Annotated in this window: 20 protein-coding genes; 15 read left to right on the top strand and 5 right to left on the bottom strand. The window is 36.0% G+C overall.

Annotated features, from left to right (window positions below):
* Positions 1 to 177: 177 nt before the first annotated feature.
* The 4 genes from PVA17_RS19270 to PVA17_RS19285 all read left to right on the top strand — a co-directional run bounded on the left by PVA17_RS19270 (position 178) and on the right by PVA17_RS19285 (position 2,434).
* A complete protein-coding gene (locus tag PVA17_RS19270) occupies positions 178 to 798 on the top strand; it encodes a DUF47 domain-containing protein (RefSeq protein WP_132363005.1) in 621 nt (206 codons plus the stop codon).
* Positions 799 to 813: 15 nt separating this feature from the next.
* Positions 814 to 1,830 carry an inorganic phosphate transporter gene (locus tag PVA17_RS19275; RefSeq protein WP_132362871.1) on the top strand — a complete coding sequence of 339 codons (1,017 nt, stop codon included), beginning with the start codon at positions 814 to 816 and terminating at the stop codon, positions 1,828 to 1,830.
* A 106-nt stretch (positions 1,831 to 1,936) separates the two neighbouring features.
* Positions 1,937 to 2,065, top strand: a complete 129-nt coding sequence (locus PVA17_RS19280; protein ID WP_274068625.1) for a hypothetical protein — start codon at positions 1,937 to 1,939, stop codon at positions 2,063 to 2,065.
* Positions 2,066 to 2,224: 159 nt separating this feature from the next.
* On the top strand, positions 2,225 to 2,434 hold the full coding sequence (locus PVA17_RS19285; RefSeq protein WP_274068626.1) for a hypothetical protein: 210 nt from the start codon (positions 2,225 to 2,227) through the stop codon (positions 2,432 to 2,434).
* Positions 2,435 to 3,066: 632 nt separating this feature from the next.
* Here the strand turns inward: PVA17_RS19285 and PVA17_RS19290 are convergent.
* Positions 3,067 to 4,773, bottom strand: a complete 1,707-nt coding sequence (locus PVA17_RS19290; protein WP_132362869.1) for a methyl-accepting chemotaxis protein — start codon at positions 4,771 to 4,773, stop codon at positions 3,067 to 3,069.
* Positions 4,774 to 5,151: 378 nt separating this feature from the next.
* Positions 5,152 to 6,267 (bottom strand): hypothetical protein, encoded by a 1,116-nt coding sequence (locus PVA17_RS19295; RefSeq protein ID WP_274068627.1) that lies wholly within the window; start codon positions 6,265 to 6,267, stop codon positions 5,152 to 5,154.
* A gap of 649 nt (positions 6,268 to 6,916) precedes the next feature.
* Between PVA17_RS19295 and PVA17_RS19300 the strand changes: the two genes are divergently transcribed.
* Positions 6,917 to 8,464: a hypothetical protein gene (locus PVA17_RS19300; protein ID WP_274068642.1), complete on the top strand. Its 1,548-nt coding sequence runs from the start codon at positions 6,917 to 6,919 to the stop codon at positions 8,462 to 8,464.
* A 673-nt stretch (positions 8,465 to 9,137) separates the two neighbouring features.
* On the opposite strand, the gene PVA17_RS19305 is transcribed toward PVA17_RS19300, so the two are convergent.
* Complete coding sequence (locus PVA17_RS19305) at positions 9,138 to 9,410, bottom strand: hypothetical protein (RefSeq protein ID WP_132362865.1); 273 nt, start codon at positions 9,408 to 9,410, stop codon at positions 9,138 to 9,140.
* 397 nt (positions 9,411 to 9,807) lie between these two features.
* On the opposite strand from PVA17_RS19305, the gene PVA17_RS19310 reads away from it, so the two are divergent.
* From PVA17_RS19310 to PVA17_RS19325, 4 genes are read left to right on the top strand one after another with little or no spacing between them, the layout of a single operon-like run.
* On the top strand, positions 9,808 to 10,506 hold the full coding sequence (locus PVA17_RS19310) for a response regulator transcription factor (protein WP_274068628.1): 699 nt from the start codon (positions 9,808 to 9,810) through the stop codon (positions 10,504 to 10,506).
* Entirely contained in the window at positions 10,503 to 11,951 is a 1,449-nt protein-coding gene (locus PVA17_RS19315; protein ID WP_274068629.1) for a HAMP domain-containing sensor histidine kinase, read from the top strand. Before PVA17_RS19310 ends, PVA17_RS19315 begins: the two co-directional genes overlap by 4 nt.
* Positions 11,951 to 13,018 (top strand): LolA family protein, encoded by a 1,068-nt coding sequence (locus PVA17_RS19320; RefSeq protein ID WP_132362859.1) that lies wholly within the window; start codon positions 11,951 to 11,953, stop codon positions 13,016 to 13,018. Before PVA17_RS19315 ends, PVA17_RS19320 begins: the two co-directional genes overlap by 1 nt.
* Positions 13,019 to 13,029: 11 nt before the next feature.
* On the top strand, positions 13,030 to 13,251 hold the full coding sequence (locus tag PVA17_RS19325) for a hypothetical protein (protein ID WP_132362857.1): 222 nt from the start codon (positions 13,030 to 13,032) through the stop codon (positions 13,249 to 13,251).
* A 193-nt stretch (positions 13,252 to 13,444) separates the two neighbouring features.
* On the opposite strand, the gene fabF is transcribed toward PVA17_RS19325, so the two are convergent.
* Positions 13,445 to 14,680 (bottom strand): beta-ketoacyl-ACP synthase II, encoded by a 1,236-nt coding sequence (gene fabF, locus PVA17_RS19330; protein ID WP_274068630.1) that lies wholly within the window; start codon positions 14,678 to 14,680, stop codon positions 13,445 to 13,447.
* A 121-nt stretch (positions 14,681 to 14,801) separates the two neighbouring features.
* On the opposite strand from fabF, the gene PVA17_RS19335 reads away from it, so the two are divergent.
* Complete coding sequence (locus PVA17_RS19335) at positions 14,802 to 15,653, top strand: helix-turn-helix transcriptional regulator (protein ID WP_132362853.1); 852 nt, start codon at positions 14,802 to 14,804, stop codon at positions 15,651 to 15,653.
* A gap of 104 nt (positions 15,654 to 15,757) precedes the next feature.
* Positions 15,758 to 16,711 (top strand): MBL fold metallo-hydrolase, encoded by a 954-nt coding sequence (locus tag PVA17_RS19340; RefSeq protein WP_274068631.1) that lies wholly within the window; start codon positions 15,758 to 15,760, stop codon positions 16,709 to 16,711.
* A gap of 206 nt (positions 16,712 to 16,917) precedes the next feature.
* Here the strand turns inward: PVA17_RS19340 and PVA17_RS19345 are convergent, their stop codons facing one another.
* On the bottom strand, positions 16,918 to 17,295 hold the full coding sequence (locus PVA17_RS19345) for a hypothetical protein (protein ID WP_274068632.1): 378 nt from the start codon (positions 17,293 to 17,295) through the stop codon (positions 16,918 to 16,920).
* Between the two features lie 374 nt (positions 17,296 to 17,669).
* Between PVA17_RS19345 and PVA17_RS19350 the strand changes: the two genes are divergently transcribed.
* From PVA17_RS19350 to PVA17_RS19365, 4 genes are all read left to right on the top strand, one after another.
* Positions 17,670 to 19,118 (top strand): GGDEF domain-containing protein, encoded by a 1,449-nt coding sequence (locus PVA17_RS19350; protein WP_274068633.1) that lies wholly within the window; start codon positions 17,670 to 17,672, stop codon positions 19,116 to 19,118.
* 231 nt (positions 19,119 to 19,349) lie between these two features.
* The gene (locus PVA17_RS19355; protein WP_132362843.1) at positions 19,350 to 19,865 is read left to right on the top strand and encodes a sigma-70 family RNA polymerase sigma factor; all 516 of its coding nucleotides are present in this window, start codon (positions 19,350 to 19,352) and stop codon (positions 19,863 to 19,865) included.
* Positions 19,852 to 20,514, top strand: a complete 663-nt coding sequence (locus PVA17_RS19360) for a TIGR04104 family putative zinc finger protein (protein WP_274068634.1) — start codon at positions 19,852 to 19,854, stop codon at positions 20,512 to 20,514. Before PVA17_RS19355 ends, PVA17_RS19360 begins: the two co-directional genes overlap by 14 nt.
* Positions 20,515 to 20,661: 147 nt before the next feature.
* Positions 20,662 to 21,237 (top strand): biotin transporter BioY, encoded by a 576-nt coding sequence (locus PVA17_RS19365; RefSeq protein ID WP_132362839.1) that lies wholly within the window; start codon positions 20,662 to 20,664, stop codon positions 21,235 to 21,237.
* The last annotated feature ends 54 nt before the right edge of the window (positions 21,238 to 21,291 follow it).

Genomic DNA, 21,291 nt, shown 5'->3' on the forward strand with positions numbered 1-21,291 from the left:
ATTATCGAGTTTCCAACGTTTTCAACTTATAAAAGTACCTAAAAATAATTGTGGCAAATTTTATATTACATTTTTGTAAATTCAACTATTTTATCTTTAAAAATTTGTAGAACTATGTGAAAGTTTTGTTATGATGATTGCAGAAATCGACAATATTCATTCAACAGGAGGAACATGATGTTCAACTCAAACAAGCAAGATCCATTTTTTAAAGCATTATTAAACATTTCTAAAAACGTTAAAGAAGGTATTTATTACGCTCATAACGCACGTATTGAAAATATAGATTCACTAAAAGAAATCGCAGACACAATGAAGCGATATGAAACAAGTGGAGATAAATTGATTCACGAGCTTATCGTTATGCTCAATAAATCATTTATGACACCTATCGAGCGTGAAGATATTTTATCACTTGCCAATAAATTAGATGATGTTATTGATGGAATGGAAGGCTGTATTGCTCATTTTGACATGTACAATTTAACAGAAGTTACAGACCCGATGCGCCAATTCTTAACATATATTGCGAAAAGTACAGATGAAATGGTCCAAGCAATGGAGCTATTAAATAGTAAAAAGCTTGTTGAAATGCGTAAACATGCTATTCAAATTAAGGACTATGAGCGTGAATGTGATGAAATTTTCCGCTCATCAATGAAGCAATTATTTATTCAAGAAAAAGATCCGATGCGCCTCATGGTATTCAAGAGTATCTATGAACAATTTGAAGATATTGCAGACTACTGTCAAACTGTAGCTAATACAATTGAAACAATAATTATGCGTAACGCGTAAGATGGAGAGTACGAAATGGATACAATATTACTGATAACAATATTAGTCGTTATATTCGCACTTGTGTTCGATTTTATTAACGGCTTCCATGATACAGCCAACGCGATTGCAACTTCTGTATCGACGAGGGCATTGAGGCCACGTACTGCAGTATACATGGCTGCACTTATGAACTTCATTGGAGCTATTACATTCGTTGGGGTAGCGAAAGCATTAACAAAAGATATTGTTGACCCGTTTAGCTTAAATGCTTTTAATGGAGATACTACAGGTTCAGTCGTTATTTTAGCGGCATTATTATCAGCCATTACATGGAATTTAGTAACATGGTACTTTGGAATTCCATCTAGTTCATCACATACATTAATTGGCTCAGTGGCGGGTGCTGCAATTGCAGCTGCTGGCTTTAATGTATTGAACTATAGCGGCTTTATAAAAATCATTCAAGCACTTATTTTCTCGCCATTACTTGCATTTGCAGCCGGTTTCTTAATGATGACTTTATTGAAAGTTCTATTTAAGGATACAAATTTATATCGAACGAATAAAGGCTTCCGGACAATGCAAATTGGTACAGCAGCTTTACAATCATTTACTCACGGTACTAATGATGCTCAAAAAGCAATGGGGATAATTACGCTCGCTTTAATTGCAGGAGGCTTACATCACACAGATGACATTCCTTTCTGGGTACGTTTTGCAGCAGCATGTGCAATGGGTCTTGGTACATCTGTAGGTGGTTATAAAATCATCAAAACAGTCGGTGGCAAGATTATGAAAATCCGTCCAGTAAACGGTGTTGCAGCAGACCTTGCTTCTGCGTCCATCATCTTCGGTGCAACGTTAATTCACTTACCAGTTTCTACAACACATGTAATTTCTTCATCTATCATGGGAGTAGGAACAGCACACCGTGTAAAAGGTGTTAAATGGGGCATGGCGCGAAAAATCGTGACAACATGGGTAATCACCATGCCAATTTCCGCAGTCATGGCGGCAGCTATTTATTTCATATTAAGTTTATTTTTCTAACATAGTGGGGGAATGCACAAATTGCGTGCATTCCTTTTTTGTTTAATTAATTCGAAATGGATTGACAGATAGAAAGACAGGGTAGGGCGACGGAAAGAGAGACGAAGTGACGGAAGGCCAGAGCAGAGAGACGGAAGAAAAGGCGAAACGACGGAAGGCACAAGTAGAGCGACGGAAAGAAAAGAACAAGCGACGGAAGGCACGAGTAGAGCGACGGAAAGAAAAGACGAAGTGACGGAAGGCCAGAGCAGAGCGATGGAAAGAAAAGACGAAGAGTGAAGGCCAGAGCAGAGCGACGGAAAGAAAAGGCGAAGCGATAGAAGGTTAGAGCAGACGACGGAAAGAAAAGGCGAAGTGACGGAAGGCAAGAGCAGAGAGACGGAAAAAAGACGAAATGACGGAAGGCCAGAGCAGAGCGACGGAAGAAAAGACGAAGCGACGGAAGGCCAGAGCGGAGCAACGGAAAAAAGACGAAGTGACGGAAGGCCAGAGCAGAGCGACGGAAAGAAAAGACGAAGTGACGGAAGGCAAGGGCAGAGCGACGGAAAAAAGACGAAGCGACGGAAGGCCAGAGCAGAGCGACAAGAAAGAAAATGCGAAGTGACGGAAGGCCTGAGTAGAGCGATGGAAAAAAGACGAAGTGACGGAAGGCCAGAGCAGCGCGACGGAAAGAAAAGACGAGACGGAAGGCAGAGCAGAGCGACGGAAAAAAGACGAAGTGACGGAAGGCCAGAGCAGAGCGACGGAAAGAAAAGACGAAGTGACGGAAGGCCTGAGTAGAGCGACGGGAAGCAGATGTGGCAATTAATAAAATGAGAAGTCAATTATAAAGAAATTAAGAGTGGACGTGTATTACTCATTTTGAAATCTTTTGGTCTATGGGCGAGGTGATTAGTGCAGCGAGTGCAAATCAATTGTTTTAAAATATAAAAAGAGATGGAGGATAGAACATGGTATTAAATTTTAGATGTAGATTGAAGCTTAATATCTAGGATGAAAGAAAAGGTAGCGGAGGAACTTTCAGGTTCTAGGAAAATATGAAGGATAAAGCTGAGCTACTCAAGTTTATTGTGGTAAATTGAAATATTGTCTATTCCTTTTAAAAATTTTTAACCATAGAAGAAGCGGTTTAGATCAAAAAATAATCTTGCCGCTTCTTTTTATATGGCTGATGTTGTTATTCCTTAAAAAACGTACAAAGTTACATTTAAATGTTAAGAGTGGAGTTGTCTGAGATTATACACGGAATTGAGCTGCCAATCCTCTTAACTCCTCTGCCAAGTTTGCAAGTGCATAAGCAGATGATGAAATTTCCTCCATTGATGCCGTTTGTTCCTCAGTTGTAGCAGAAATACTCTCTGTGCCTGTTGCGTTAGATTTAGTTATGGAGTGGATCGTATTGACACTACCAACAATTTCTTCGGTGCCTGCTGCCATTTGTTCGACTGCTGCAGATACCTCTTCTACCTGCATCGTAACACTTTGAATGGCACTTTGAATTGCAGCGAAAGTAGTACGTGTATTTTCTGTTGTTTTAATTCCTTCATTAACTCCAGCTGTTACTAACTTCATTGATTCAACAGCCGTTTGAGTATCTTTCTGTGTCTCTGAAATCAAGACTTCAATTTGGTTTGAAGAAACAGCAGACTGTTCCGCTAATTTTCTAACCTCATCTGCAACGACGGCAAAGCCCTTCCCATGCTCGCCAGCACGAGCGGCTTCAATTGCAGCGTTTAGTGCAAGGAGATTTGTTTGTTCAGCAATTGCTGTAATCGAATCAATAATTTGACCAATTTCATTAGAACGTTTTCCTAACAAGTCGACAACGTCGGATAAGCCTTTTACCTGTTCTGTGATGTCTATCATTTGTTGATTCATTTGATTCGCTGCATTCATACCATTTATCACTAGGGATAAAGAATCCCCTGAAAGTTCGCTGACAGCTTGAGCATTTCCAGCCACTTGTTGAACACCTGTCGAAAGCTCATTAACGGTATTGACTGTGTTGGAAACACTATTTAGTTGCTCTGCTGATCCATGAGCGATAGTTTCCATTGTATTTGCAACCATCTCTGTTGCTTTTGTAGTTTCTGCTGCATTAACATTTAACTCTTCAGATGCTGAGGCTACATGATTAGCAGTTTCAGTCACTTTTATTACTGTATTACGAATATTATTAATCATCGTGTTAAATGATTGTGTTAATTGACCGATTTCATCTTTGGATGAATAGGTACCTTGCACAGTCAAATCACCGTTACCTGCCTTTAACATAATTGCCTGTAACTCTTTAACTGGATTCACAATTAATCGTGCAATCCATGTTGCCAATGTAATAAAGAAAATAATGGCCACAACAGAGAGAATGGAAGAAATAAGCATAGTAGTGAAGAGACTTTGTTTATTTTCTTCATTTAGTTTATTGGCATCTTCGGAACCTTGAGTCATAAGATCGCGTGCATCACTTGCCATATTCTCAGCAAAATCATCTAAAATTGTGGTGTAAATAGAATAGGCTTCTGCGTTTCGGTTCTGACTAGCCAAATCAATAACATCTGCCATAGTGCTAAAATAACTATCAACATTGGATTTAAGAGATTTTAACATTTTTTGTTCATTTTCATTGCCATGGTAAATGGTTTCAAATTTCATGATTGAGTCTTTAACACTTTCAGCTCTCTCGGAGATCATTGTCTTTAGCTCAGCATTATCACTTGCTTCTGTAGTAATCATGAGTTCTAAAACGAAAGAATCCATCGCACGAATATCAGTTCGAGCTTGACCGATATATTCAATTGGCAAAAGTGATTCGTCGTACATTTCACTAGATTTTTTTGCCATATCGTTAGTGTAATAAAAACCACCACCAGAAATAATTAGCAAAAATATAACAGCGGACGTAATAAGCGTTAGAACTTTCTTTTTAATCGATAAGTTTTTCAAAATATTTCCTCCATCAGCTCAAATATCTTCGGAAAAAGTGGGATATAGTAATAACATTGGATATATTGAGTAATTTAGATTTTGTAATAATATATCACATTTAAGATTTAAATAAGAGAAGTGAGAATTATGGGATTTTTATGAAAGATGAAGAGTTACAGCTTATTGCAATCGAGATCACTCGGAAAAAATCCAAAATAAGGGGACGAAATTTACCGTATTTGTAGGGTGTTATAGTAAGGCTGTTTGAATAGGAAAGTGACTAAATCTTCATCTGTAGAGGCCAAAGCGCACTGTACTGATCTATAAGGAAATTAGAAAGGGGTTAATCCCTAAATCATTGTTTAATGACTGTTTGGATAACCCCGAAATAGATTATTATTGCTTTGGAAGATAAACTTTACCGTTTATCGTTACTTTAGATGCAGAGATAAGAATTTCTTTATTTGCTACATAATATGGATCTAAAATTTTATCGATAGCAACCCATTTTTCATTAGCTTTTTCATCGTCACCTGCTTTATCAAGAGCTGTTGCTTCTTCATAAAGCTTTTTTAATTGTTTTTTATCATTTGCCTTAATTTCGAAATCAAAGTTAGATAAGTAATCTTCAAAGCTAAGTGGCTTAAAATAAGGATTAATCATTTCATCAAATTCACTCCAGAGCTTTTCAGATAATTGATCATTTTTATCTTTATCAGCTTTTTTAGCATCATTGTATAAAGTTTTTAGTTTTGGCATAGCTTCTGCCGGAATATCTAATTCCAAATCTGAGATGTATTCTTCAAATGTTAACGGTGGATTTAGAGCATCTAAGTAAGGTTGAAGAACCTTTAAAAATTCATCAAATTTTTCTTGTGCTTTGTCCTCTTTACCGGATTTCTCCAGTTTAATCCACTGTTGATAAATATCTTTCAGTTGTTTTTGATCGTTTTCTTTAATAACTATATTTTTTTCACTAAATCCATACTCCTCAATGAACTCTTCAAAGGATGCAGGTACCCAGCTGGCTAAAATATACGGCTTTGTGATTTTAACCATTTCAAGACTTATTTTTTCTACTTCATCATATTTCTCTTCTTTTTCTAATTTCTTCGTTTGATTAAACAATTTTTCTAATTTTGCTAGGTCTTCTTTTGTTATTTCTTTAGGTAAGCTTTTTTTATATACGTCAAACGTATAGAAGTCTGAATAATCTTGTACTAAGCTACCTTCTATAGAGACTTCCTGACCCTCTACTAAGTTCATTTTTTCTAATTGCTCATCTGAAAATTTATGAATTCCAATATAATAGTTTTTGCCGTCTTTCCCTTTTACTGTGATGCTATCTCCGTAAACGCCTTTAATCGTTCCTTTGATTTGTTGCTCAGCTTTAACAGTTATTTCGTTTGCTGTTTTTGCTGTTGCTGCCTCAGCTTGATGTGGCGTGAAAACAGCCATCCCTATTGTTAGTGCTGATACAATCATCCAAGATTTTTTAGTTGTTTTTTTCATCCTTATTTCTCCTTTTATTTAAATGGTTTAGTTACTAATTATTGGACGACTTTCCAACTGAAAAAGTTAGTTAAAATTTGAAAAAATTTTTAATGGTCGGAAGGTATAGATCAATACTTAAACTTTATTACATTATATAACTGGACAAGAAAGTATCTACCTCAAGAAGAAGGAGAATTAGAACTTGGATTCTTATATGAACAACATGGCTTTGGAAGTTGGTCGTTTTGTTCTATGCTATTTTACTTGCTAACGCAATCTATTACGCTACTTCTCAACGTTAGGCTTCGGCGCAGTATAAAATAATATTATTAAAAAAGAAGGGGATTATTCCCTTTTATAGAATATTGAGATAAATGGGGGGCGAGGTTAGTTTGTCTCTCTGTTTGAAATTATATCTTAGAGACATATTTATTAGTAGTTTTGTAGAGCTTACATAAAGCTGATTATCTCTCTATTTCATCAGGGATGGCACTAACAAATGAGAAGACCGACACACCTTAAATGTATTCACAAGATATGTCTCGCTAAGGAAACCGTTACGATAATGTAGTAATCGAGAGTTTTTTGAATTATGGAATCTGAATTGCTTTTCTACAGCTTTATGAATTTCATTTATAATGATTAGGAGGAAAACAATTTGAAAAAAATGGTTTCGTTATTTGTAATGGTCACAATTATTCTTTTTTCTACTCCAGATGTCTTTGCCTCAAACCAGGTTGAACCTTATGGATTGAAGCTACCAGGCGAAAGCTTTACTCCTGGAGAGTGGTTTTTAGGGGAAACTCCACCTAATATTGATCCGAATAAGCCACCTATTGTTTTCGTTCAAGGGAAAAATGGTAACGCTACAAGCTGGTATGGTAATACAGAATATTACGGTCTTAATGACATGTATACAAAAGCTTATGAAGCTGGGTATCAAACTGTATTTGTTCAATTATACGATGCAGCAGGTAACGGTTCTTATAGCCAATACGATAATGGAAAATTATTAGCCTCTATGTTAAAAGAAATCAGTCAACATTTTCACGGAGAAAAATTAAATATAATTGCCCATAGCAAGGGTGGACCTGATACCCAAGCAGCATTAGTTCTTAATAATGCTCATTCGTACGTGGGTAGGGTGTTTACTTTAGGTTCCCCTCATTATGGATCAGAGTTAGCTGATCTTGCATATAGCTGGTGGGCAGGGTGGCTAGCTACATTACTCGGTCAAAAAGATGATGGAACTTATTCACTTCAAGTTGGGGAAATGGAACACTTTCGCTCACTAATAGACAATCACCCCAACGTTAGCAAGAACAACTATTATACAATTGCTGGCACTAATACAGGACCATTTCTATCTGCACTCTGGATGGGTGGGCTATATCTTTCCGATCCAAATGATGGATTAGTCAAAGAGGCGAGCACTAAACTATCTTACGGAAGACATTTATTTACCGATGCCTCACTTGACCATGACCGTATTCGCATGGGATCTGCGGTATTTTCTAGATTGGAACAGAATCTACAGTCTGCTTCTACTGATCGTATCATTGCAAACAAAGAATACTTTTCTCATTCTGATATCTTTCAAGAGTTAGATGCGTCTCATTATTTTTATGGAGGAAAGCTACAATCGTCAAATGATGAAACACATTCTTTCTATGTGGATACTGAGCTTGATAATGTTAAACTGTGGACAGGATTAACTACTGATAAAATAGAGTTGGTATCTCCTTCAGGGAAAAAATATACCAACCGAACAATCGAATCATTGGAGGAAGCCTCCTTCTTTAATGGCGTAGTACCCCATATATTTACTGACGTTATTTCTGAGAAGGGAGAATGGAAGATAAATATAAGCACGCAGGCAGAAGATAATGCGTATTTACTAGCAGTTCAACACGGTGGCCCATCTTTGATTAAGGTGAGCGTTCCGACAGTAGCATTTGAAACGAATAATATTATTACAGTGCAAGCGAATCCACAATTACAAAAACTTACTTTCGATGTAAAAGTACTAGATCCAACAGGTAAAGACATTGCTTCTTCACTACAATTGCAGAAGGTTAATGAACAAAACTTTATGGTGAATTTTCCAGAGAATAAAGAGTCAGGTGTATATAATATAACTTTAAATATTTCCGGTGAAACGTTACAGGGTGAGCCATTTAAAAGGACTATTGTTCGTTCTAAGTATATAAAATAGTCGTATACAATAATTAGAAAAATATAATTTCAAAAATAGTTTATAAGTGTAAATGACACTAATAAACTATTTTTTACTCTGAAGGGTGAATTCTAATTATTTGGCTTACCCAAATTTAATATTACAAATTGGAGTGAAAGTAGATATAGGGACGAACCTGAGAGTTTTAAGCTTTGCCTTGCGCAAGAAAAATTATATATTATCTTTTCTAACAACTTAAAAGTTTCACAAAAAATAGTAAGTGAAAGAGTTAGTTTTGGGTTTAATGAAAAAAACCAATTATCCTTTATTGGTTTAGAAAATTTGTCTAAATCTGAAAAAGAGAAGTTAAAAGAATCAATATTATTTTAAGTTTTGCTGAACCTCAAGAAACCATTTTTCTTGAGGTTCTTTCCATCTATTAATTTGTTTTCTATCGAAATTTTCTTTGGTTTATATATGTTAAAAATGTTTTATGGGTATTTACACGTTTAGTAATAAAAAGTATGAAAATATATACAATCAATAGAAAAAACGGTATATTTTAGCGGAGTGATGTTTGTATTATAATTCCTGATACTAATTAAACAACTAGGTTTCACTCCCTTAGAAACAAAAAAAGCGCACAACTCGTTAATGAGTCAATGCGCCTTTTTTAGTATTTATGTATTCCAATAAATACTAAATGCCCTATCTAGTTTCTTTCAACTGCTACATGACACTTACTACCAACCATTTTATCGCATTTTACCTTTGTTTCGTATATTTTACCATCATATCCTCTTTCTTGTACTATTACATACTTGTCATTTGCACCATTATTTACAAATACATAATCAACTGCATCCGGATATAAGTCCTTGACATAAACATATTCAGTCCATGCATTCGCTGATACTGCAGGAATAAGTATAGCTCCAGATAAAGCAAGTGATCCTACCATTTTTGAAATTTTAGATTTTAACATAATTAACTCCCCTTTGTATTAGTTTTCTCTATTAATAAGTTGCATTTAATAGATCAATACAACCATAGCACAATAAAAATGAAAATGTTGTCGTAATTTGTAATTATTTAAATTAATTACAAATATTACCGATTTTGTCACATTTATTTGGTGCTGCTAACTATGCAACTTCTAGAATGTTCTAACATGAAATGAACTGATTTTAAATAAAAAATACATAAAGATTTATGAAGAGACCAAGCCGAACAATGGAAAGAAGAGTCAAAGCGACGGAAAGGCCGGACCAACGAAAAAATGAGAAGTGACGGATAACCAAATCTATGATAATTATAAAGAAAGTATAAAGTTCAGAAAAAATGTCTTTTTACATAGTAAGGTTAGTTCAGGAGGAAAACAGATGAGAGAAAAGCTATTACTAATTGAGGATGATACGGCGATAGGACGTATTGTGAAGGATACGCTTGAGCAAGAGGGTTACCAAATTACTTGGGCAACAACAGGACTTGAAGGATTAACTGATTTTCAAGCGGATACGTTCGATTTAGTGTTAGTCGATTGGATGTTACCTGAGATGGATGGTTTGACGGTTTGCCAAAATATTCGTTGGGAAAGTGATGTTCCTATTTTAATGATGAGTGCTCGTAAGGAGGAGGCAGATAAGGTTGAGGGCTTGCAGGGCGCTGACGACTATATAGCGAAGCCATTTAGTTTAGAGGAGTTAAAGGCACGTGTAGCCTCACACTTACGTCGCTGGAAACGTTATGCGAAAAAAGAAATAGCGGAAGATGTTACATCCTTTACACACGGTTTAAAAATTGATTGGCAAAAGGAAACAGCGCGCCTTAATGATCAAGAGCTCGCCTTAACACAGAAGGAATTTGCTCTGTTAAAACTACTTGCGAAAAATCCAAGCCAAACCTTTTCAAAAGAAGAGCTCTATCAACATATTTGGCAACAGGCGAGCGTAGATGAAACACATACAGTAACAGTACATATAAAGGCACTACGGGAAAAGCTAAAAGATCCAGTAAAATCACCGTATTATATACAAACAGTATGGGGCAAGGGTTATCGCTTTATCGGTGAGCTATTATGAAAATTAAAGCATGGTTACTCATCACTTTCTTCATCGTGATGGTTTTACCGATAACAGGTGCTTATAGCCTTTATGTATGGATTAATGCTTATTATCAAGATAAAAACGTTGGTGAGTATTTCGAAAAATTAACAGAGCTCAATCAGGTGAAATCTACTCTGGAAAATCCGCTGTATTATACGAAAAATGCAGATATAAAAGAAATTGAAGCACTAACGAATGATCAGCTCTCCATTACACTTTACTCGAAATCAGGCTTACGTTTGTATTCCTCTGATCCATTGAAACTGGTGTTTGATTCTAAAGAAAGAGTTTTTAAAGGTTTATATGAGCTAAAGCAAAATTACAATGCCTTTACTTATAAAGAGCCTGTTTATCAAGATGGAGAATTGCTTGGGGTTTATGAGATTCAATTAGTTAGGAAGGATTGGGTAAAAGGCGTAGAAAGTCGTTCTTGGCTTGTAATAGCTAGCTCTATTGTATTATTTCTCCTTATTTATTTTGCAGTTATGATGCTACTTAACCGTAAATTAAATCGCCCGTTACATGAACTAATGCGACAAATGCGTACTTTTGCAAAGGGAGAGCATGTGGAGTCAAATTTAGTGGCAAGAAAAGATGAAATTGGAGAACTTGCTCAAACCTTTCTTGCCATGCAGGAAGAAATTGAAACAGCACGTGCTCACTTGAAAACTGAACAACAGCAAAAGGAGTTAATGATTGCAAGTATTTCCCATGATTTAAAAACACCTCTTACAGCTATTCAAGCATATGCTGAGTCTTTACAAAGCAAGGCATTATCAGAAGAGCAGCAAGAGGAGTACCGACAGATTATTTTAACAAAGTCTGAAACGATGAAGCATATGTTAGAGGATTTACTAATGTACACTTTACTGCAATCGACAAGCTATCATTTAGAACTTGTTGCAGTTGATGGGACCGAGTTTTTTGAAATGGCACTATCTGATTATGAGCAGCTATGCAAAGATCAAGGATTTAAGCTTGAAGTTACTTGTGACATAGCGGGGATGTATGCAGTGCATCCGAAGCAGCTACAACGGGTGATCGACAATTTAATGAGTAATGCTTGGCGTTATGGAGCAGTGGGGACAACGATAGGTTTAGCAGCCGTGAATGCTGGACAATGTCCTATAGGGTGCTTTGATTTTGTATCACCAGCACTGAATAAGCAGCATGGTATGTATATCATTGTGCAAAATAGCGGGCAAGGTGTCAAAAAAGAGGATATTGAGAAACTATTCGAGCCCATGTACCAAGCAGATACAGCACGGACAAAGGCTGGGGAGCGTGGCACTGGACTAGGATTAAATATAGCAAAACAAATAATAGAAAAACACGGTGGGACAGTAGAGCTCGTATCGAAAGAAGGCTTTGGAACAGTTGTACTTTGCTGGCTGCCACCATTTAAAGGAGAGAATTTATAATGAATTGGAAAAAATCATTACGAGCAGCTGGTTTAGTTGCCGCATTAACATTTAGCTTAGTAGGTTGTAATACAGAGGGGGCATATTCACCACAGGAAATTATTGATCATGCATTACAGGAAACGAAAGAACCACTCGCTTATTACGGTGAATACACAATGGATATGGGTGACGCTGGTGGAAAAATTCAAGTCAAAGAGTGGACTAAAGATGGTAAACGACGTATTGAGACAACAGCTGAAAATGGTGAACATAGCATCTCAGTCAACAATGGCTCACAGGTAATTATGTATGATGTTGTGAAAAATACTGTTCATAAAATAGATATTAGTAAAGGTGGGGTAGATGAAATCCCATCACAAAGAGACCAGTTAAAATTACTATTTAACGCTGTAAAGGATACACATGATGTAAAAATGGCAGGAGAGGAGAAGATTGCTGGAAGAGATACGTATAAAGTTGTAGCGAAAGCTAAAAAAGATGATACTTTAATAGGCGATATAGAAGTATGGGTTGATAAAAAAACATGGGTAACGTTAAAAACAATAACAAATGGCGCTGGAAATAAAATGATAACAGAGTATACGAAAATAGATGAAAAGGCAAAAATTGATGATGCACAATTTACACTTGATATTCCAAAGGATGCAAAAGTGGAAGAAATAAGTGTACCTGAATCTGAGTCAGTGACACTGGATACAGTGAAAGAACAGCTTGGCGAATTTTTAATGGTGCCAGAAGGAAACGGACTAACTTTGGAAGAAATTTCATTAGATAAAGGGATAGAAGATCGTTCAGAGTATACCTTTAGTTATGCGAAGAATGGTCAGCAAGATATTTCAGTAACAGTTTTTAAAGCAAATAGCAATGCTAAGAAAGTAGAGCCTATTAAAGGTGAAAAAGAAATGGACATCCGAGGTCAAAAAGGTACTGTAATGGACGAGAATAAATTCCGTTCGATTAGCTGGCAGGAAAACGGCTATCAATATAGCATGTTTACCGTAGACTCTAAGCAAACAATTGAAGATCTTGTAGCCTATACAAAACAAATGACCATCGTTAAGTGAGGTGAATGGGTATGAAAAGAAATGAATTTATAAAATGTCTCGCATTGTTTTTATTTAGCACAGTTTTTTTATACGGTGTAGGTGAAACATATGGCGTTCCATGGCTACAATTTCATTTCTTAGGACAATACAATGATGAAGGTTTTTATTTTAGTTTTAGTTCTTTAACCCCTATACTTGGTGGCTTACTAATTGTTGCGTTATATGAAACGAAGATTAAGCGACTTATTTAATACAATGAGAAAATCCACTTTGTAAAAAGAGTGGATTTTCTTTTTCTCTTGATTGTGTAATGACAATAAGTTATTTAATATTGAAGTCTCCTCATACGAAAACCTAAGAGTACTCCGTTTTCTACTTGTTTAACAAAAGGGCCAATCTAACCATTTCCGTAAGAAACGGTTAGATTTACTAGAGAAAGTTTATTCACTCGTATTTCTTAAAAACAATTGCCGCATTATGACCTCCGAAACCGAATGAGTTTGACAAACCTGTATTTATCTTTACTTTGCGAGCCATAGATGGTACATAATCGAGATCACATAAAGGATCAGGATTTCCTAAGTTTATTGTTGGAGGAATTATACCTTCCTTTAAACTCATTGCTAAAGCAATTGCTTCAACCCCGCCTGCTGCCCCTAGCATATGACCGAGCATAGATTTATTAGCTGTTACTGGAATCTGATAAGCTTGTTTACCAAACAGCTGCTTAATAGCCATCGTTTCGGAGATGTCTCCCACTTTTGTACTTGTAGCATGGGCACTAATAACATCAATTTCTTCAGGCGACAAATTTGCATTTTTTAAAGCTGATTTCATTGCAAGGTAGGCACCTTTACCTTCCGGATGAGTAGCTACGATATGATGTGCGTCTGAACTTGCACCGTATCCTATGACTTCTACATAAATTTTTGCCTTTCTACGTAAAGCATGTGATAAAGATTCTAAGATTAGAATTCCAGCTCCTTCTGACATGACAAATCCATCTCGTTTATCATCAAATGGACGACTAGCTTTAGTGGGCTCATCGTTTCTTCTTGATAATGCTGTAGCATTACCAAAGCTAGCTATCGATAAGTCTGTTATAGCTGCCTCTGTTCCACCTGCGAACACAACGTCAACTTCTCCAGAACGAATGAGTCTAAAGGCTTCACCAATAGCTGTATTTCCAATTGCACAAGCGGAAACGGGCGACATAGAAGGTCCCATTGCATTCCATTTGATACTAATTTGTGCCGCAGCAGCATTTGAAATCATGGCAGGTACTAAGGTCGGGCTAACTCTTCTAGGCCCTTTCTGTCTAAGCACATCAATATTTTCAATCAACGTTTCAATTCCTCCAATACCTGAGCCTACATATACGCCTAACCTCTCTACATCTATACGATCAAGGTCTAACTTAGAATCTACCCAAGCTTGTTCAGCTGCAGCCAAAGCAAATTGAGAAAAACGATCTAAACGTTTAGCTTCGTTCATTCCTAAAACTTCAGCTGCATCAAATCCTTGGACGATTCCTGCAATTTTTGTCTTATGATTAGTAACATCAAATGTATCGATAGTGGATATACCAGATTGCCCGTTAATCAAATTGTTCCAAAATGTTTGGATGTTGTTTCCTAAAGGAGACACTATCCCCATACCTGTAATCACAACTCTTTCCAATTTCATACCTCCAAATAAACGATTTACTTATATTTTACAGCTCCTTTATCCTATTACAAGTGACAGTTTATCCTGGTATAATTACTAATAGAATAAATTGATAAGAATGGGAGTTTTAAAAATGAATGATAAAACAAGGCTTGAAGCTTTGTCGACATTCTTAAAAGCTAAACGTGCTCAAATCAAGCCAGAGACTGTTGGTTTACCTGCCGGAACTCGAAGAAGGACCCCAGGATTACGAAGAGAAGAAGTTGCACAATTAGCAGGTGTAAGTACCACTTGGTATACATGGCTAGAGCAAGGAAGAGATATAAAAGTTTCTTCAATCGTACTTGATTGTATTTCTACAGCTCTACAATTAAATAATGATGAAAGAGACTACTTATATGACCTGGCATTAGGAACAAAATCAGAAATTACAAATCAAAAAAATAATCAATTAGAGCTTAGCCCTTCTTTAAAGCGAATACTAACTGAATTAACATATTGTCCAACAATTATTACAGATCGACATTGCCATATAGTGGGCTGGAATCCGGCAGCTGCTCATGTTTTTTTAGATTTTGAACAAATACCAAAAGAGCAAAGAAATTTGATTCGTTTAGTGTTCACTAGAAAAGAATTTAAAGCATTGGCCGTTAATTGGGAGCATTTTGCGAAAGGTTTTCTTGCCATTTTCCGCACCTATTATGGACACTATTTAGGCGATGAATGGTACAACCAATTTATTAAGGAAATGAGTTATTCACATTCAGAATTTCATGATTTGTGGCAAGAAAGTCAAGTGAGTAAGGCTCCAGAAATGATAATTGAATTCAGACATGCTAAAGCAGGCAAAATGTTGTTTAATTTAACTTCTCTTCAGGTTCAAGGTGAGATGGATTTACGGTGCAGTGTCTATACACCAGTAGAGGAAACGGATACAGAGAATAAACTAAAGCGATTAATGAAAAGGGTTTCAGTTAAAAATTAATAAAGTTTTTTCGTTATTCCATTTAAAAGGATCTATTGTTGACAAGCGGTAAAATTTTATCTTAAAGAATGAATCTATAATATGTAAAAAAGGGGGAGTTATTAATGGAACAGGGGATTGTAGAAACAAAATATTTTACTTTGCGTACTTTATGTGACGGTGTGTTTGCTGCTCTTGCAAAACCAGGTCAGGGTGCTTGGAGTAATGCAGGAATAGTTGATTTAGGTGACGAGCTTCTAGTTTTTGATTCGCTAAGTACTCCTTCAGCTGGGGATGAGTTAAGGCGCCAAGCTGAAAGTTTAACGGGTAAGAAAGTAAAGTATTTGATTAACAGTCATTATCATGGGGATCACGTTTTTGGAAATCAAGTATTTTCAGATACAACGATTATTTCTACATATGTAACGGAGAAATTGTGCAAAGAAAAAAATAAGATTGAAGATTATGAGAAGGAAAAGCTAGACATGAATCATTACCTGTTTCAGTTAAAAAATCAAATCGATTCAACAGAAGACAACATTATAAAAGCAAGCTTAATCAATCAATATCAAGAAATGTCGAAAGTGTTAGATGACCTATCTCAATTACAAATTGTACTACCTTCCTTGTTGTTTGAGGAAAAATTAACTATCACCGGTTCCGATAGAACTGTGGAATTATACTGTTTAGGTGGTGGACATTCACCGAGTGATACATTTATGTACCTTCCTAAAGAAAAAATAGCTTTTATGGGTGATTTAGCGACTGAAAACTTACATGTACCGATTTATAATCCTGAAGAATTTTTGACGATATTAAAGCGAGTTAAACAAATCGATATAAATATACTTGTACCTGGTCATGGTAATATTGCTGATTTGACTTTATGCGATACATTAATTGAGTATTTATCTTTCATGACTCAACGTGCAAAAGAAGCTCTTCAACGAAAATTGTCACGAGAAGATTTTATTGCTGAATTTAATCTACCTAAGGAGTATAAGGAGTGGAAGGGAGTAAACGGTATTAAAGCTAACCTTACAACGATTTACACATACCTGCTAAAAAATCCACTTTAAAAACGTGGATTTTTTAGCGTTGGTTAAATACGGACAATAAAATCTGATTGATGATTATTAGTATGGCAAATACAATAGCTACTTGTGTTCATCCAGTTGCATACAGAGTTATAACGGCTAAAGAGAATATCGCAAATTCAAACATATAATGCCAAATCCCATTCAATGGAAATGTTGCTTTGGGTGAACCAATATACTCCAACTAACTACGAAAAAAGCAGGTGCTCCAATGCATATGCCATTAACACGCAAATTTCTAATAGAAAGCGAAGAACTAAATTCACTCCGAAAAATTGTTTTTTTGTAAGGGTAAACATTAACGGTGATAAAGTAAACAGACTCGGTGATAAAACGTTCATCGCTGATAAAAGCGCAAGAATCGCTGATAGAACCGCGAACACCGCTGATAGAACCGCGAACACCGCTGATAAAAGCGCAAGAATCGCTGATAGAACCACGAACATCGCTGATAAAAGCGCAAGAATCGCTGATAGAACCACGAACATCGCTGATAAAAGCGCAAGAATCGCTGATAGAACCGCGAACACCGCTGATAAAAGCGCAAGAATCGCTGATAGAACCACGAAAACCGCTGATAAAAGCGCAAGAATTGCTGATAGATGAGACTTTGCATCCTAGGAAAGTGCCCAGCCACCCCATGTTATGGAGATGATGATCCACTGTAATTTTAATTCATTTCAAACATTCGGCAAGTCTCTTTAAAGAAGGGGGCTTGTTTTTTCTGTGTTGGGAAATTATAGTTTTTGTACTATCATAAATATTCAAAGGTCGTTTTTATAGGGTTGTATATTATCTTTTTGGGATAAATGAATCACCGTATGGTATTTTAAGGTTAAATTTACTCATTAATTTACAAATAAATGAGTCTGAGGAATTGTAATATTATGCACATAAAGATAGTATTAAAGAAGTAGGGGTTAATAGAAGGAGGAGCGGTATGAATACACAGGAGTTTGAAGAACTATGGATTACACTAAATGAATTGTATGATGCAAATCGCTTTATAGAATATATAGAATTAAGTAGTGCCGCAATTGAAAGTGCTATTGAGCTTGGTATGTATAAAAAAGCAATCCTGTTATTACGCTATAGCTGTGCAAGCTATTTCCAAACAGGTGATTTGCAAGTTTCTATTAGTGTACTTGAGAAGTATCGCGAATTAACCTTTCAATATGGCGATGATATTGATTTAATTCATCATTATATTATTGTAGCTATTTATTGGGGAACGTTTGGCCATATAAAGAAGTCTAAAGAGTTTATGATTAAGGGACTAAAGATTGCTGAACGTATTCAACATATAGATAGTATAGGGAAAATATATAATAATTTGAGCGACTTAGAAAACTCTTCAGGGAACTATCAAAAAGCAAAGGATTTTGCATTAAAGAGCTTATACTATGCCAATTATTTTGAGACCAAGCATGAAAGTCCATATTCAGGGATTATGTATTCAAAAATAAACTTAGCTGTTGCCCAAATTAGTTTGGGGGAATTTGATGAAGCAGCTGAATTATTGCAAGAGTTGTTAGTGACGATTCAGAAACCTCCTTATTCAAAGCTACAATTGGAGGTTATAAATGCCTATGCTTTACTTTGTGAAAAACAGGGACGCATTTGCGAGGCCATTGATTTGTACCAAAAGTCGAAGCACTATGCCTTAAAAAATAATGATTTATCTATGCTTCAAACGATCTACAATTCTTTGGTGAAGCTAATAGAAAAGCAAGGTAATAAAATTATATTGTGCTCGATACAAAAGGAATATATTGACGTTTTATTGGAAATTCAAAGGGAAAATTATACTCATTTGTTATTTGAGATGGAGTACGATGACCAGAAAAAACATTTTGAAAAAACTTCTTACATTGATCCATTAACGAATATTTATAATCGACGCTATTTTGATCAGAAAGCAGAGAAAATGGTGGAGAAAGCTTCAGTAGATAATCAACAATTAGCATTAATGATGATTGACTTAGATCATTTTAAAGAAATCAATGATACAAATGGTCATTTGTTTGGTGATGATGCTTTAACGATTACTGCAACTACATTAAAGGACTATTTTCAAGCATTTGAATCGATAGTAGCTCGTTTTGGTGGAGATGAGTTTATTGTACTTTGCAAATTACAGGAAGGTGAATCTGTTCATACGATGACGGAAAATCTTTATCAAACATTAAATTCTTTGTCTTTACTAATTAATGATGAGACTGTCCATTTAGAATTTAGTATTGGTGTAAGTACAAATAAACAAGGCCAAATAACTGCGGTCGAAGAACTGATCCATAATGCGGACACAGCATTGTATACGTCCAAGCGCAATGGACGTAACCAAATTACGTTCTTTAATCAATATAATGATGTGGGAAATAGTATATAAACAGGTCAGCTCATGTTTCTGGCGAATTTTAAAATGTAAGCGTTCTATTCAGCGAAATATTTTTAATTTCTTAAACATCCGCTAAAGATTTAATCATAAAGGATCTGCTTCATTTCAACGCACAGTCGTTGGAGTTTGGCAGATTCTTTTCTTTTTAAAAATTTTTTTAATAAAATGAATCGGAAATGAAGTGGCATCCGTCAATAGTTTAGAAAGAAGGTGAGACAACAAATGGATATCGAAAAAATAATTGCAGAGCACGGTGATTACTTACTAAAGGTTGCTTATTTATATGTGAAAAATGAAGCAACGGCTGAGGACATTGTGCAGGATGTGTTTATCGCCTTTTATCAAAAGCAGGAGCAATTTCGTCAAGAATCATCATTACGTACATATTTAGTAAAAATGACGGTCAATCGAAGCCATGATTATTTGCGTAGCTGGAAAAGTAAACGACTGACACTCTTTGAAAAAATAACAGGGCGTACGACAGCAGTCACGCCTGAAAAGGAATTTCTTGCTAAGTCTACAAGACGAGAGCTAGTAGAAGCTTTGTTTACATTATCTGTTACATATAGGGAAGTATTAATTCTCTATTATTTTGAGGATATGACGACAGTTGAAATTGCGCAGCTCGTATGTTGTCCAGAAGCAACAATACGTACAAGATTACAACGTGCGAGAAAGCAACTTGCTACAGCAATCGGTGATTATGATTGGGAGGTGTTACGCCATGAATCAATTTAAAGAAGATGTACTAAATGAACTTCAGGATGTTAAGCTTACAGAAGAAAAAAAACAAGCAATAGCCCAAAAAGCTTATCGTAAAACGAAACAAAGAAGGAGTAGTCCGTGGCAATATCGCGTGGTACTAGCGACGTTTACGATATTTGTCATTGGTTTTAGTTATTTATTATCACACAATAAAAAATCAGGGAATCATCAGGCAGCTAGCTTACAGCAAGAAGCGGATACATGGAGTATTTTGACATTTTTGCAAAACGATTTCGTAAAAGGTATTTTGCTTTTTAGCTTTTTCGTAAGTATTGCCTTTATCGTCAAACTTGTGCTAATCAAGAAAGGATATGGCCTACCGGTGTGCATTGAGTGTGGGGAAACTTGGTCAGAGAAGCAAGCCCGAAAAATGTACCGGAAAAATGGACAACTCGAATGTCCTTATTGTGGGAAAAAACAATATCGTACAAAAAAATCTATGCAAATGGGTGGCATTTTAGCATTTCCGGTTCCTTTTTTTACTTTTATGCAATTTATTTTTAATAATATTACGATTGGGATTATTTTCTTTATAGCTGGCGTTCTTATTTATTATCGTCAATTAGCACCATATGTCTTTGATTTGCAAGAAAATGACCCTACCAACGATCCGCTTTGGTAATTTGTGAAGAGAAATTGCTAGTTCACTATAGCAATTTCTTTTTTTATAGCTATTTTTCAAAATAGATTGACAACAGTTTTTTTTTGCTATATCTTTGTGTTAACTTATTTACAACATGAGTTAACGCACAAAGGGAGGCCATTTAGTTTGAAAAAGAGTAGTACATATAATTTTGTGTTAGCGGCATTTGGTGCAGCGATAATTGCTGTTCTTGCACAAGTAACGATTCCGCTACCACTTATTCCAATTACAGGACAAACATTAGCAGTAGGCTTAGTCGTAACGATTTTAGGGACAAGAGTTGGTACGCTATCAGTACTGCTTTATATTTTACTTGGTGCAGCTAGTCTTCCGGTATTTAGCGGTATGTCAGGGGGATTAGGTATTTTAGTTGGTCCTACAGGTGGCTATATTGTAGGATTCCTTGTTACGGCAATTATAATGGGCTTATACTTAGATACATTTGGGTTGACAATTTTCCATGCAATTGTCGCGAACATCATTGGAATGGTTGTGACATTGGCGTTTGGAACGACTTGGTTAAAAATTGCCGGAGATTTAACTTGGACAGCTGCTTTTATGGGTGGAGCAGCACCATTTATCGTCGTAGGTATTGTGAAAGCTGTTCTAGCAGCATGGTTTGGTGTAATAGTACGTCGTCGCTTAGAGCGAGCACATTTAATTTCTTTCAGTGGGGTTCAGACATTCTCCGAAAGAAATTAAAGCTGATTCCGGACGGTAATTATGCCGAGACGTAATTAATTAGATGCAATTGCA

Origin of the sequence: Lysinibacillus sp. CNPSo 3705 (assembly GCF_028674935.1) — a bacterium.
Lineage (GTDB): Bacteria > Bacillota > Bacilli > Bacillales_A > Planococcaceae > Lysinibacillus.

What these genes read in the sequence shown, in the direction of transcription:
- PVA17_RS19275 (WP_132362871.1), top strand. Translation starts at nt 814, where the DNA reads ATGGATACAATATTACTGATAACAATATTAGTCGTTATATTCGCACTT.
- PVA17_RS19300 (WP_274068642.1), top strand. Translation starts at nt 6,917, where the DNA reads ATGGTTTCGTTATTTGTAATGGTCACAATTATTCTTTTTTCTACTCCA.
- PVA17_RS19340 (WP_274068631.1), top strand. Translation starts at nt 15,758, where the DNA reads ATGGAACAGGGGATTGTAGAAACAAAATATTTTACTTTGCGTACTTTA.
- PVA17_RS19325 (WP_132362857.1), top strand. Translation starts at nt 13,030, where the DNA reads ATGAAAAGAAATGAATTTATAAAATGTCTCGCATTGTTTTTATTTAGC.
- PVA17_RS19350 (WP_274068633.1), top strand. Translation starts at nt 17,670, where the DNA reads ATGAATACACAGGAGTTTGAAGAACTATGGATTACACTAAATGAATTG.
- PVA17_RS19305 (WP_132362865.1), bottom strand. Translation starts at nt 9,410, where the DNA reads ATGTTAAAATCTAAAATTTCAAAAATGGTAGGATCACTTGCTTTATCT.
- PVA17_RS19310 (WP_274068628.1), top strand. Translation starts at nt 9,808, where the DNA reads ATGAGAGAAAAGCTATTACTAATTGAGGATGATACGGCGATAGGACGT.
- PVA17_RS19285 (WP_274068626.1), top strand. Translation starts at nt 2,225, where the DNA reads ATGACGGAAGGCCAGAGCAGAGCGACGGAAGAAAAGACGAAGCGACGG.
- PVA17_RS19335 (WP_132362853.1), top strand. Translation starts at nt 14,802, where the DNA reads ATGAATGATAAAACAAGGCTTGAAGCTTTGTCGACATTCTTAAAAGCT.
- PVA17_RS19320 (WP_132362859.1), top strand. Translation starts at nt 11,951, where the DNA reads ATGAATTGGAAAAAATCATTACGAGCAGCTGGTTTAGTTGCCGCATTA.
- PVA17_RS19360 (WP_274068634.1), top strand. Translation starts at nt 19,852, where the DNA reads ATGAATCAATTTAAAGAAGATGTACTAAATGAACTTCAGGATGTTAAG.
- PVA17_RS19270 (WP_132363005.1), top strand. Translation starts at nt 178, where the DNA reads ATGTTCAACTCAAACAAGCAAGATCCATTTTTTAAAGCATTATTAAAC.
- PVA17_RS19315 (WP_274068629.1), top strand. Translation starts at nt 10,503, where the DNA reads ATGAAAATTAAAGCATGGTTACTCATCACTTTCTTCATCGTGATGGTT.
- PVA17_RS19295 (WP_274068627.1), bottom strand. Translation starts at nt 6,267, where the DNA reads ATGAAAAAAACAACTAAAAAATCTTGGATGATTGTATCAGCACTAACA.
- PVA17_RS19355 (WP_132362843.1), top strand. Translation starts at nt 19,350, where the DNA reads ATGGATATCGAAAAAATAATTGCAGAGCACGGTGATTACTTACTAAAG.